The 14374-nt window shown below is 33.8% G+C and carries 10 protein-coding genes; 5 read left to right on the forward strand and 5 right to left on the reverse strand.

Translation table 11 applies throughout. The annotated features are described in order from the left end of the window. Positions 1–619 precede the first annotated feature (619 nt). The 3 genes from odhB to ACTU6T_RS04710 are packed head-to-tail and all read right to left on the reverse strand — an operon-like array spanning position 620 to position 5580. The gene (odhB, locus tag ACTU6T_RS04700) at positions 620–1831 is read right to left on the reverse strand and encodes a 2-oxoglutarate dehydrogenase complex dihydrolipoyllysine-residue succinyltransferase (protein WP_460220104.1); all 1212 of its coding nucleotides are present in this window, start codon (positions 1829–1831) and stop codon (positions 620–622) included. A gap of 29 nt (positions 1832–1860) precedes the next feature. Further along, the gene (locus ACTU6T_RS04705; RefSeq protein WP_460220105.1) at positions 1861–2823 is read right to left on the reverse strand and encodes a peptidoglycan DD-metalloendopeptidase family protein; all 963 of its coding nucleotides are present in this window, start codon (positions 2821–2823) and stop codon (positions 1861–1863) included. Continuing rightward, positions 2824–5580 (reverse strand): 2-oxoglutarate dehydrogenase E1 component, encoded by a 2757-nt coding sequence (locus ACTU6T_RS04710; RefSeq protein WP_460220106.1) that lies wholly within the window; start codon positions 5578–5580, stop codon positions 2824–2826. Positions 5581–5695: 115 nt separating this feature from the next. Here ACTU6T_RS04710 and ACTU6T_RS04715 point away from each other — a divergent pair, with 115 nt between their 5' ends. Continuing rightward, on the forward strand, positions 5696–6229 hold the full coding sequence (locus tag ACTU6T_RS04715; protein ID WP_460220107.1) for an alpha-ketoglutarate decarboxylase: 534 nt from the start codon (positions 5696–5698) through the stop codon (positions 6227–6229). Between the two features lies 1 nt (position 6230). Here the strand turns inward: ACTU6T_RS04715 and ACTU6T_RS04720 are convergent, their stop codons facing one another. Together ACTU6T_RS04720 and ACTU6T_RS04725 are read right to left on the reverse strand one after the other, a co-directional pair. Continuing rightward, positions 6231–6587 carry a hypothetical protein gene (locus tag ACTU6T_RS04720; RefSeq protein WP_460220108.1) on the reverse strand — a complete coding sequence of 119 codons (357 nt, stop codon included), beginning with the start codon at positions 6585–6587 and terminating at the stop codon, positions 6231–6233. Further along, positions 6588–7562 (reverse strand): polyprenyl synthetase family protein, encoded by a 975-nt coding sequence (locus tag ACTU6T_RS04725; protein WP_460220109.1) that lies wholly within the window; start codon positions 7560–7562, stop codon positions 6588–6590. 121 nt (positions 7563–7683) lie between these two features. Here ACTU6T_RS04725 and ACTU6T_RS04730 point away from each other — a divergent pair, with 121 nt between their 5' ends. The 4 genes from ACTU6T_RS04730 to ACTU6T_RS04745 are packed head-to-tail and all read left to right on the forward strand — an operon-like array spanning position 7684 to position 14370. Next, entirely contained in the window at positions 7684–8289 is a 606-nt protein-coding gene (locus ACTU6T_RS04730; protein ID WP_460220110.1) for a TetR/AcrR family transcriptional regulator, read from the forward strand. 18 nt (positions 8290–8307) lie between these two features. Then, on the forward strand, positions 8308–9630 hold the full coding sequence (locus tag ACTU6T_RS04735; protein WP_460220111.1) for a TolC family protein: 1323 nt from the start codon (positions 8308–8310) through the stop codon (positions 9628–9630). Between the two features lie 12 nt (positions 9631–9642). Continuing rightward, positions 9643–10821, forward strand: a complete 1179-nt coding sequence (locus ACTU6T_RS04740; RefSeq protein WP_460220112.1) for an efflux RND transporter periplasmic adaptor subunit — start codon at positions 9643–9645, stop codon at positions 10819–10821. 12 nt (positions 10822–10833) lie between these two features. Further along, positions 10834–14370 carry an efflux RND transporter permease subunit gene (locus ACTU6T_RS04745; RefSeq protein WP_460220113.1) on the forward strand — a complete coding sequence of 1179 codons (3537 nt, stop codon included), beginning with the start codon at positions 10834–10836 and terminating at the stop codon, positions 14368–14370. The last annotated feature ends 4 nt before the right edge of the window (positions 14371–14374 follow it).

Consider the following 14374-nt stretch of genomic DNA (forward strand, 5'->3'; position numbering starts at 1 on the left):
TAATTTCTAAGGGAGATTTTAATTTAATCTAACCTCTAGATTTTTAAAGTCTAGAGGTTTTTAGATAAAAAATACACAAAATATACGTAGAACTACGTATTGTTTGATGTTGATTTATTCACGAAGTTTGTATTGCTATTAATCAATTTCCTTTTATAAAATAAAGGATTAAAGCTCTAGGTCTTTTGGCTTAGAGCTTTTTTGTTTGTAGTTCTGAAATTTTAACATTTAAAATTAAAATATACGTAGAACTACGTATTGTTTGACATTAGTATAATTACGAATTTTACACCAGAGTTATTAGGATTAGAGGGATTTTTTGTAGTAACTCTATTAATTAATTAGGGTATATAAGGCTCTGAGTGTCTTCATAAGCTCAGAGCTTTATTGAAACGAAAAACACAATTTAAAACATATAAAAATGGAAACGATGAAAAACAACCAAAGCCTTACTAACAAGATCTTTATTGTGGGCTTAATCTTTAGCGCCATTTTAATCATATCAATTAATATTCTTGTTAATTTTTTTTAGTTATTAGTTAGTTATTTTTTATTAGGGAAAAAAGCGCAATCCAAACTTATGAATTGCGCTTTTTTATGTTTAAATATGTTCTAAAGATTACATCTCTAAAGCTTTCTTGATATCATTATTCATTAATAATTCTACTGGATTTTCTAAAGCTTCTTTAACGGCCACTAAGAAACCAACTGATTCTTTACCATCAATAATTCTATGATCATAAGATAAAGCCACATACATGATTGGTCTTATCTCTACTTTGCCATCAATCGCTACAGGACGTTCTACAATATTATGCATCCCTAAAATCCCGCTTTGAGGTGGATTTATAATTGGTGTTGATAACATACTTCCAAAAACACCTCCGTTGGAAATTGTAAATGTTCCTCCAGTCATTTCATCAACGGTGATTTGTCCGTCACGAGCTCTAATCGCTAGACGTTTGACTTCAGATTCCACACCTCTAAAGCTTAAGTTTTCGGCATTTCTAATTACTGGAACCATTAATCCTTTAGGTCCAGACACTGCAATTGAAATATCTACAAAATCGTAGCTCAACATTTCTTTTCCATCAATCATTGAGTTCACAGCTGGATACATTTTCAAAGCACGCACAACTGCTAATGTAAAGAAACTCATAAAACCAAGACTTACACCATGCTTTGCTTTAAAGTCTTCTTTATATTGCTTACGTAAGTCAAAAATTGGTGACATATCCACCTCATTAAACGTCGTTAGCATAGCAGTTGTGTTTTTTGCTTCTACTAAACGTTCTGCAACTTTACGACGTAACATAGACATTTTACTACGTGATGTTCCTCTACTTCCTCCAGTTGGTGTTCCCATAGAAGGCACAGCTTTTGTAGCATCATCCTTAGTAATACGTCCGTCTTTCCCTGAACCAGATACCGATGAAGCATCTATACCTTTTTCGTCTAATATTTTCTTAGCTGCTGGACTAGCAGTTCCAGTAGCATACGTTTTAGAAGACTTCTCTACTACGCTCGAAGTAGCAGTCTCAGGTTTTGGTGCTTCTTCTTTTGCTGGTGCTACATCTCCGCCTTCAGGTTTAGCAGCACTTGTATCAATTAAGCATACTACTGCTCCAACCTCAACAGCGTCACCTTCTTCTGCTTTAAGCGTTATGGTTCCACTCGCTTCTGCAGGTAATTCTAGAGTTGCTTTATCACTATCGACTTCTGCAATGGCTTGATCTTTTTCAACATAATCTCCATCTGAAACTAACCATTCAGCAATTTCTACTTCTGTGATTGATTCTCCTGGTGAAGGAACTTTCATTTCTAAAATCATCGTTCTATAATTTTATTTTAGCGTTTGTATCAGTTTATATTTTTTATAACATCTCCCTTAACTGGAAGGTAATCGTTTTTTATGTCTCCGTTAACTTGTATGTTCTCAAAATAAAGTTTTCCTCCTGTTGCGATATTCATGTCTGCGACATTTTGAAGACTTAAATGCAAATGAGCTTCTGTAGTATTTCCAGAATTTCCACATTGCCCCATAACTTCACCTTGTTTCACTTTTTGACCTTCTTTTACTAGAATTGACTTTTCTTTTAAATGCGCAAACAAGATATATTCTTCATTTTCGGTTTGTAAAACAATGGTATTTCCTGTTAATTGCTCTGGATTAAGTTCTCCTGGAATATTATCTTTAACTCCAGTTATCACTTTTACTACTGTAGCATCACAAGGTGCAATAATCTCTTTCCCAAATACAAAATAATTTGAATTTACTTTTGGATCTCCTTTGTGAGACACACCATCTTTCATTATCATGATATCATAGGCATACTTCTGATTATCGTAAGCCACATGATAGTTTTGTTTTACATTTTCTCCACCCCAAAACACAAAAACTTCTTCATTAAAAGGGATGATCATTTTTGTAATATTTCTTTCTATAACCGGAAGATTATTAGGCTTGTGAGGAGATACTAGTAAACCTCCAATTTTATCTGTATCATCTAAATAAAACAAAACATCTCTAAGTTCAGAATCAAATGTTGTTTTGTAAACATGGGCAACACCTTGTTTAAGTGTATTAAATTCTATAGATTTAATCTGACCCAATCGCGATTTCATATCTGAGAAAAACGCCTGAGTTTTATCTAAAGGTAAGGCCTTTTGCATTTCATTATTAAATAAATCAAATATACCTTGATGATTGTCATCATTATATAATGTTTTAAAATGAGACACTAATACATTATAGTTTTCCTTTTCTTGAGAAAACAAAAACGTAGTACTAATCAAGCATAATATGAATACAACTTTTCTCATCTAGCGTTGATTATTTTTAGCTTTATCAAATACAAAATCAATAACTTCCTGATGACGTTTTTTAGACCTTACACTACTCCCTGCAGCAGGTGCACCATAAGGTCTACGTGTTGCTGCCCTGAATCTTTTTGCTTCATCTAGATGCATAAGCATATGACTGTATGCTCCCATATTTCTAGGCTCTTCTTGAGCCCAAACCATATCATCTACATTTTTATACTTAGCTATGATGTCTTTGATTTGTTGTTCTGGCAATGGGAATAATTGTTCGATTCTAACCAAAGCCACGTCATCTCTTTTTAATACATCACGTTGCTCAAATAAATCATAATAAAACTTACCTGTAACAAATACCAATGTTTTTACTTTATCGGCTTTGACGGTTGTATCATCAATTACCATTTGGAAACTTCCGTTAGCAAAATCATCAACGGTAGACACCACTAACGGATGACGCAATAAACTCTTAGGTGTAAATACAATTAAAGGCTTTCTAAATTCTGCTTTCATTTGCTTGCGAAGCAAGTGATACATATTTGCTGGTGTTGTGCAATCCATAACAAACATATTATCTTTAGCACATAACTGTAAGTAACGCTCCATTCTACCAGAAGAATGCTCAGCACCTTGACCTTCATAACCGTGAGGTAGTAGCATCACTAAACCATTTTGAAGCTTCCATTTGTCTTCAGCTGCCGAAATATATTGATCGAGCATTATCTGCGCACCATTACTAAAATCTCCAAATTGAGCTTCCCAAATCGTAAGTGTTTTTGGGCTAGCCATAGCATAACCATAATCAAAACCAACAACTCCATATTCTGAAAGTAAAGAATTGTAGATATAGAAATTACCTTGAGACTCACTAATTTGATTTAATAACAAAATTTCTTCCTCACTATCCTCAACTTTAACTACGGCGTGACGATGAGAAAATGTCCCACGTTCTACATCTTGGCCAGATATACGCACATCGTAACCTTCTTCGAGTAAAGTACCATATGCTAAATGCTCTGCCATTGCCCAATCCAATTTATCGTCATCATACATTTTTTGACGGGATTGAACTAGACGTTCAATTTTGCGAATAAACTTTTTATCTTCAGGTAAATTTGAAATCACTTTAGTGATTTTTTCCAATCCTTCTTTTGGATATGTTGTATCTACCGGTTGAAGCATTTTATCTTCAATAACCGTTTGGAAATCTACCCATTCGTCTTCCATAAATGGTGTAATTACCGTTTTATCTATTTTTCTAGAATCTTCAAGATTCTCTTCAAGCTTATCCTTGTATTCTTTTTCTAATTGAGAAACATAACTCTTATCAATCACACCTTCAGCTAACAATTTTGCTGCGTAAATATCTCTTGGGTTTTGGTGTTTTGATATCGCCTTATACAATTTAGGTTGTGTAAATCGAGGCTCATCACCTTCATTATGACCATATTTTCGATAGCCTAATAAATCGATAAACACATCACGCTTAAATTTCATACGAAAATGGAGTGCAAATAACATAGCATGGACTACAGCTTCGGCATCATCTGCATTAACATGCAATACAGGAGATAATGTGACCTTACCAACATCAGTACAATAAGTACTTGAGCGTCCATCAAGGTAATTGGTAGTAAAACCAATTTGATTATTAACCACGATATGAATGGTACCATTTGTTTTATAACCATCTAATTTGGCCATTTGAACAAGTTCGTATACAAGTCCTTGTCCAGATATTGCAGCATCACCATGGACAACTATTGGCAATACCTGTGATGGATCATTTTTGTATTTATCATCTTGTTTTGCTCGAGCAATCCCTTCAACAACTGCACCTACTGTTTCTAAATGTGATGGGTTTGGAGCTATATTTAAATTTATCTCCTTTCCGTTATCTGTAACACGATTACTCGTCCATCCTAAATGGTATTTCACATCTCCATCAAAAACCTTTTGCTCGTAATCTTTTCCATCAAACTCACTAAAGATATCTTTTGCAGACTTTCCAAAGATATTAGTCAAAGTACTTAATCGACCTCGATGTGCCATCCCCATAACAAATTCTTTGACACCATGATTAGCTGCACTTTCAATAAGCGTATCTAAGGCAGGAATCAAAGACTCATTCCCTTCTAATGAAAATCGTTTTTGCCCTACATACTTGGTATGTAAAAAGCTTTCAAAAGAAACCGCTTCGTTTAATTTTTTGAGAATATATTTCTTTTCATCAGCTGAAAACCTTGGTTGATTATCATTAATGTTTAACTTATTTTGAATCCATTGAATTTCTAATGGATTTCTAATATACATATACTCTACACCAATAGAATCACAATAAATACTCTCTAAATGTTGAATTATTAATCTTAAGGTCTGTTTCCCAATCCCAAGCGTTTCGCCAGCATTAAATTCAGTATCTAAATCTGCTTTTGACAAACCGAAATTCTCTATATCAAGAGTTGGTGTATACTTACGGCGTTCTCGAACAGGGTTAGTTTTTGTAAATAAATGCCCTCTACTTCTATAACCGTCAATTAATTTTACAACTTGAAATTCTTTCTGAACATGTTCAGGAATTTGTGCAGAAACCCCTTCTACAATGTTTCCATCCATTCCATAACTCTCACTTCCAAAATCGTAACCTTGAAAAAAGGCTCTCCAACTTGGTTCAACAGAATCTGGATTTTTTTGGTATTGTTCGTATAAATCAGCAAAGTATGCTGTATGTGCTGCGTTTAAAAAGGAATATTTATCCATTATTTGGTGTAAGTCGTTTTCGCTTCAACAAAATTTAAACAAAAATACAACAATTACTAAAAATAGGGGTGATTTTGATATATTTATAGAAGTTATTTAACTCAAAATTTGGAATATGAAATTTTCTAGCCTTTTTCAATCAAAAACATTGTTCCTATTTGTCATTTTATTGACATTCTCAATAGCTTCTTTTAGTCAAAATAAAGATGATAACAATACCTTTTGGAAACATGTTCGTTTTGGAGGAGGGATAGGATTGAGTTTTGGAGATGGTTTTTTTAGCGGCACCTTAGCTCCAAGTGCCATTTACCAGTTTAATTCTGATTTCGGGCTTGGTGTTGGATTAAACGGCACATATAATAGTTTAAAAAACAACTACAGTTCTACCATCTTAGGCGCTAGTATGATTGGATTGTATAATCCTATTCCAGAATTACAAGTCTCAGGTGAATTTGAGGAGTTAAACGTTAATCAAAAGTTTGATAACAATCTCTTCGAAGACCGAAATTACTGGGTACCAGCGTTATTTGTTGGCTTAGGATATCGAGCTAATAATATTACTATTGGCATGCGATATGATTTACTTTATGATAGAGGTAAAAGTGTTTATGCAGATCCTTGGATGCCTTTTGTTAGAGTATTCTTCTAGCTTATTTAGCTCCATAATGGCTTTTGAACCATACCTTTTGCCACTCACGTTGTAGTATTAAAAATGTGACCTCTTCAGACAATTTTAAAGTGTCAGTTCCATCTAATTCCCTAATCTTTTCTTCGGAAACATCAATGATGTAAAGCAAGTTTAAATATTCAGCAAATTTCTCCTGGATGAGTTTGTAAATTTCTTCATGCAACAAATATTTCATGCTGGAAGGCAAAATATCTTCTGTAAAGTCGACGTCAATATTAGCCAATAAAAAATCCTTATTGATTTGTTTAATAAGTTTTGAATAGAGGTCTAAATCTTCAGCTTGCTGAATGAGATTCTCAAACGTAGCAGGTAATTTCATTTAAACGTTTCGATTCATTAAATCACTACCAAACGTACGAAGTGCAATTTTATTTTCTTCAGAAATTTTTATAGAATTTAATACTGAAAATGCCTTATTCGTATAATTTTTAATTTCAGCTTTAGTGGCTTCTGCTGAACCACTCGACACAAATAATTGCTTTACCGTTTCAATTTTTTCTATAGGATCAGAAGGACTCACTCCATATAAATGTTGAAGTTGTAATACGTCTCCAGCTTCAGAAAACTCTAAAGCCTTAAGATATAAGTATGTTTTTTTATTTTCTATAATATCACCTCCAACTTGCTTTCCAAACGTTTTTGGATCTCCAAAAGCATCGAGATAATCATCCTGTAATTGAAATGCAATACCCAGATTTTTTCCAAATTCATAAATCGAATTCTGACATTCTTCTGATGCCTCAGCAACAATTGCTCCCATTTTCATAGCGGCTCCTACTAAAACAGCAGTTTTGTATTCTATCATTTTTAAATACTCAGGGATAGTCACATCATCTCTAGTCTCAAAATCCACATCATACTGCTGCCCTTCACATACTTCTAAGGCTGTTTTACTGAATAATTTTGCTAGCTGTTGAAATACATTCGAATTATAATTTTCAAACAATTGATAGGCCATTATAAGCATAGCATCACCAGACAAAATCCCAGTATTCACATCCCATTTTTCATGAACTGTAACTTGTCCTCGTCGTAATGGAGCATCATCCATTATATCATCATGTACAAGCGAAAAATTATGAAACACCTCAACACTCAAAGCTGCGTTTAATGCTCTCTTATAGTCACAACCAAAAATTTCAGCTGTCATAAGGGTTAATATAGGACGTAAGCGTTTACCTCCTAGTTGTAAAATATAACTGATTGGTTCGTAAAGCGTTTTAGGATCTTTAGGTTTTATAAAAGTCTTTAAATACTCAACAAAAGTGTCGTGATAGGATAAAATATTTTGCATTGTGCAAAAATAATGTAAATGCATAAACCAAACACAACTCTTTAACGCAATGTTAAAAAAAGATTAAAACTTTGGAAACTTTTATTGTTTTTAAAGTTTCCATTCTTATCTTTGCCCCATCATGAAAGAGAAAATAATACTTAAATCTGCAGAACTATTTTTAAACCTTGGGTTTAAAAGTGTGACTATGGATGACATTGCGAACGAAATGGGAATTTCTAAAAAAACCATTTATGTGCACTTTCCTAATAAAACAAAGCTCATAGAAGTCACAACAATGCACATGTTTGAGTTAATATCACATGGCATTGATTGTATTTGTGCTCTTGAAAAAAATCCAATTGAAGAGCTTTATGATATCAAACGCTTTGTAATGGAGCATTTAAAAGATGAAAAATCCTCACCTCAATATCAACTTCAAAAATATTATCCAAAAATTTACAAAACACTTAGAGACAAGCAGTTTGAAGTGATGTATGATTGTGTTCAAGAAAACTTACGTCGTGGCATTGACCAAGAATTATACAGAGACACGATTAATATAGAATTCATAACCCGAATTTATTTCAATTCTATACTAGCTATTAAAGATAAGGATTTGTTCCCTTTAAAAATCTTTTCTATGAACATGCTTATGGATAATTATTTAGAATATCATTTAAGAGGCATCGCCACAGATAAAGGAAAACGCGTATTAAGTCAATTTATATCTAAACATCAATCATAAACAATTTAAAAATACGAAATGAAAAACAGTGTAATTTATCTATTGCTTCTAGGTTTTAGTTTTGGTTTTGCCCAAGACACTCCTTCAAGTTTCAGTTTAAAAGAAGCTATAGATTATGCGATAGAAAACAACAGGCAATCAAAAAACGCTAGTCGTGATATTGAAGCCGCAAAAAAACAAAAGTGGGAAACCATAGCTACTGGATTACCACAAATAAACGGACAAATAAGCTATGTCAACAATATTGAACGCCAATTCCCTGGAATTGATTTTAACAATGATGGGATAGAAGATATTGGTGCCAAACAAAACATGACACCTTCAGTTACGTTAAATCAACTCATTTTTGATGGTTCATATTTAGTAGGATTGCAATCAGCAAAAGTTTTTTTAGAAATTTCAGAAAACGCTAAAGTAAAAACCGATTTAGAAGTCCGTAAAGGCGTTATTAATGCCTATGGCAATGTTTTGCTGGCAGAAGAGAGTATCCTCATTTTAGAACGCAACATTGAAGTGCTTGAAAAAAACCTAAATGAAATTACTAAAATATACGAAAATGGTTTAGAAGAAGAAGAAAGTGTAGAACAACTTCAAATTACACTTTCTGGAGTTCAAAGTAGTTTGAGCAATACGCAGCGATTAAAGGATATCGCTTATCAAATGTTTAATATCTCTTTGGGCTTAGATGTCGATAACCCAACTGTTCTTAGTGATAATCTTGAAACACTAGCTGTCATGAATTTGCAATTAGGTTTAATTGAAGGTGATAGCAATATTGAAAACACCATTGACTACAAAATTGCCGACAATGATAAAGTATCTAAAGAATTATTAGTGAAGTTAGAGCAGAGCAGAGCATTACCTACCATTAGTGGCTTTGTTACAGCATCATATATAGGCAACAATGATAAATTTAGATTTCTTGATAGCAATCAAGCATGGGCTGGAACAGCAGCATTTGGGTTCAATATAGACATCCCAATTTTTGGATCTGGATTAAAAAATGCTCGTACACAACGTGCAAAAATTAATTTAGAAAAAGCCGAAGACGATTTATTAGAAGTCGAACAAACCATAAAGCTTCAAATAGCATCAGCAAAAAGTGATTTTAAATTTGCTGTTGAAGACTATGAAAACAAAAAAAATAATCTTGCACTTGCAGAGCGAATAGAGACTAAAAACCAAACGAAATTTTTTGAAGGTATTGGGTCTAGTTTCGAACTCAGACAAGCACAAACACAATTATATTCAGCACAGCAAGAATTACTTCAGGCCATGTTGGATGTCATCAATTCAAAAGCAGCATTAGAAACTGTATTAAATACACCAATCAACAATTAAACGCATTATCAAATGAAACATATCATAGCCATATCATTATTCACACTTATACTCGTTTCTTGTGGAAATAATAAAACGCAAAGCGTAGATGACATTATTGCCACTAATGATTTAGAAAAAATACGAAGTAAAAAAGCAACATTAGATGCCGAACAACAAGCATTAGCGGCTCAAATAAAAACACTTGAAGACAAAATTAAAGTGTTAGACCCTCAAGAAAAAATTCCATTAGTAACTACTATTCAAACTAAGGAAAATGTCTTTAACCATTTTATTGAACTTCAAGGTAATGTGAGCACAAAACAAAATTTGGTAATCTTCCCAGAGTACTCAGGAATTTTAACTCAAGTCTATGTTAAAGAGGGACAAAAAGTTAAAAAAGGACAAATGCTTGCAAAAATAGACGATGGAGGATTAAGTCAACAAGTCGCTCAATTGCAAATTCAGGCCGATTTAGCAAAAACCACTTTTGAACGCCAAGAACGTTTATGGAATCAAAAAATTGGCAGTGAAATTCAATATTTACAAGCTAAATCAAGTTACGAAGCGCAACAAAAAGCCGTAAACCAGTTACAGCAACAAATAAGTAAAACTATTGTTAGAGCTCCTTTTTCAGGCACAATTGATGATGTCATAACAGAACAAGGAAGTGTAGTTGCACCTGGTCAATCTCAATTATTTAGAATTGTAAATCTAGATGATATGTATATCGAAACTGACGTTCCAGAACGTTACATTTCTAATGTAACTCCCGGAAAAGAAGTACAGGTAGAATTCCCTATTCTAGGTACATCACTAGAGGCAAAAATAAGACAGGCTGGCAACTTTATCAATCCGGCTAACCGAACATTTAAAGTAGAGGTTGCTATTCCAAATAAGGATAATTCTATAAAACCAAACTTAACAGCTAAACTTAAAATTAATGATTATACCAACGAAAAAGCCATTCTTATTCCTCAAAGCATCATTTCAGAAAATGCAAATGGAGACCAATACGTGTATACTGTTTCGGGTACATCTGAAGGAAAAGCTAAAGCACAACGTGTCATTATTACAACAGGTAAAACACAGGGTGACGATATTGAAGTGTTATCTGGTTTAGAAAGTGGAAATAACATTATTCAAGAAGGCGCAAGAAGTGTAAAAGACGGGCAAGATGTTAAGATTCTTGATTATGATGAAACTAAATAATCTAAACTACTCATGACAAAACAGAAAAAACAAAATAAAGTAAACAAAGAGTTTGGATTATCATCGTGGGCCATCAATAATAAAACAACAATGTATGTTTTGATTGCTGTAATCCTGTTTTTTGGTGGAAAAGCATATTTCAATATGCCTAGAGAAAATTTCCCTGAGATTAAAGAAACTAAAATTTACATCAGTTCAGTTTATCCAGGAAATACAGCTGAAGATATTGAAAAGTTAATTACAGACCCCATTGAAGATAAAATAAAAACAGTTAGTAATGTCGTAGAGATTACCTCTACATCTCAAGAAGATTATTCTATTATCATTGTTGAGTTTGACGAAAACATTACCGTTGAGGCTGCAAAGCAAAAAATAAAAGATGAAGTAGACTCAGAAACTTCTGGTGAAGATTGGCCAACCTTTAATGGTGCTAAAGTTGAGCCAAATATTTTCGACTTAAGTATGTCTGAGGAAATTCCGATTCTTAATATTAATATTTCTGGAGATTATCCTGTTGAAAAGCTTAAAACCTATGGAGAGTATCTTGAAAACAAAATAGAAAGTCTCAAAGAAATTAAAGCTGTAGACATCCGTGGTGCTCAGGAGAAAGAAGTTGAAGTTGCAGTAGACATTTATAAAATGATGGCCGCTCAAGTAAGTTTTAATGACCTTATTGGAGCCATCAGTAATGAAAATATGACCATGTCTGCAGGTAATCTAATTACTAGTGGTCAACGTCGAACCATACGAGTTATAGGCGAAATTGAGAAGCCTTCAGAATTAGAAAATTTTGTCGTAAAATCTGAAAATGGAAATGCCATCTATCTTAAAGATGTAGCAACTGTAACCTTTAAAGATGAAGACAAAACAACTTATGCTCGAGAATTTGGAGCTCCTGTTGTGATGCTAGATGTTAAAAAACGTTCTGGAAAAAACATGGTTGCCGCTGCAGAACAAATTGTTGAGATTGTAGACAACGCTAAAGCCAATTACTTTCCGCCAGATTTATCGGTGACGATTGCTAATGACCAATCTGCAAAAACAATCGGGCAAGTAGACGATTTGGTAAATAATATCATTTTCGGAATCATACTCGTTGTCACAGTATTAATGTTCTTTTTAGGCTTTAAAAATGCTTTATTTGTAGGATTCGCAATCCCAATGTCGATGTTTATGTCCTTAATGATATTGGATCTTCTTGGATATACTATGAATACCATGATTCTCTTCGGATTAATTATGGGATTAGGAATGTTAGTCGATAATGGAATTGTGGTAGTTGAAAATGTTTATCGTCTAATGGATAAAGAAGGTATGAGTCGTATGGAAGCAGCTAAGAAGGGTATTGGTGAAATTGCATTTCCAATTATCATTTCTACAGCGACAACAGTTGCAGCTTTTATCCCTCTTGGATTATGGCCTGGAGTTATGGGACAATTTATGAAGTACTTCCCGATTACATTATCTGTAGTATTAGGGTCGTCCTTATTTGTTGCAATTTTCTTTAACTCTGTTTTGGTATCTCGCTTTATGAAAACAGAAGATAAAGAAATGCCAGTTAAAAATATGGTTATAATCTCTTCAATTCTAATTGGTATTGGCCTGTTAATCATCCTATTTGGAGGAGCATATCGAGCTTTAGGGTCTGTAATGGTAGTTACTGCCATATTACTTTGGGCTTACAGACTATTCCTCAGAAATTGGGCCAATGGCTTTCAAAATAAAGTATTACCAAGATGGGAACAATTTTATGAAAAAGTTTTGCGTGCTGCTTTGAGCGGAAAAAAACCTGGCGCTATTACTATAGGCACTTTTCTTTTGCTAATTATTGCTTTTATGGGCTTTGGAATGTCGATTGGAACTCAACGTACCAAAGTCGAATTTTTCCCGGATAATACACCTAATCAAATTATAGTGTATATCGAATACCCTGAAGGAACCGATATTAATAAAACCAACGCAATAACCAAAGAAGTAGAAGAACGCGTTTATAGTATTATCAATGAGGATGCTTATAAAAAGGGAACTTATAATTTCATGACAGAAAGTGCGGTATCCCAAGTTGGTGAAGGCGCAGGAAATCCTCAAACCGATGGTGGTTCTGCTGCCGAAATGCCTCATCGCGGAAAAATCACGGCAACCATGCGTGAATTTAAATTTAGAGAAGGCCAAGATAGTAAAGTGCTTTATAAAAATATTCAAGAGGCATTAAAAGATATTTATCCTGGTGTTACAATTTCTGTTGAAAAAGACCCTGTTGGACCTCCTGCTGGTGCGCCAATTAATTTAGAATTAGAAGGTGATAATTATGCCGAGCTAATTACAACAGCAGAAAAAATGCGCGACTATATTAACTCTAAAAACATCCAAGGTATCGATGAATTAAAAATCGACGTGAATCGCTCTAAACCTGCGATGCAAGTTGTTGTAGATCGTGAAAAAGCTGGTGAATTAGGGGTGTCTGCTGGGCAAGTTGGTCAACAATTACGAAATGCTGTCTTTGGTGCCAAAGCAGGAATTTATAAAGAAGCAGGAGAAGATTATGATATTTATGTTCGCTTCAACGAGGAGAATCGCTATAATCAAAGTGCAATTTTCAACCAGAAAATAACCTTTAGAGACATGGCTAGCGGACAAATACGAGAGATTCCTGTCTCTGCTGTTGCCAAACAAAATAACACTTCTGGATTTAGTGCTATAAAACATCGCGATGTAAAACGAGTAGTGACGTTATATTCGGCATTAGCACCTGGATATACTGATGCAGCTGCTATTGTATCTCAAATACAAAATGAAATGCAGAGTTTTACTGAAAAACCTGATGGTGTTAGCGTAGATTATACGGGACAAATTGAAGAACAAAATAAGCAAATGGCGTTTTTAATGACTGCATTCCTTTTTGGCTTAGCCTTAATTTTCTTCATTTTAATATTTCAGTTTAATTCCATCTCAAAGCCTGGTATTATCATGTTAGCTATTTTCTTGAGTCTTATTGGTGTGTTCGGTGGTTTAATTATAACAGGTAATGCGTTTGTTATTATGATGACGATGATGGGTATCATATCTCTTGCAGGAATTGTAGTAAATAATGGTGTTGTACTTTTAGACTATACTCAACTCCTTATAGATAGAAAGAAACTAGAAAAAGACATTGAAGATGATCAATACTTAATCAAAGAGGATTTAATTAATGCCATAGTCAAAGGTGGAAAAGCCCGTTTACGTCCAGTATTATTAACTGCAATCACAACAATTTTGGGATTAATCCCTCTTGCGACAGGTCTAAATATTAACTTCTTTACATTGTTTAGTGAGTTTGATCCTAATATTTATGTTGGTGGAGATAATGTGATTTTTTGGGGACCATTAGCTTGGACTGTTATCTATGGACTATTCATAGCAACATTCTTGACACTTATAGTTGTTCCAATTTTATTTTATCTAGTGACACGACTCAAAATGTGGTTTAAAGGGTCTCGTGCATCCTCAACTGAAATGATTCAACAAGAAAACTTCAATATGGATAAACGACTTGAAGGTCAAGTCTAACAGC

The sequence above is a fragment of the Psychroserpens citreus genome, assembly GCF_055686305.1.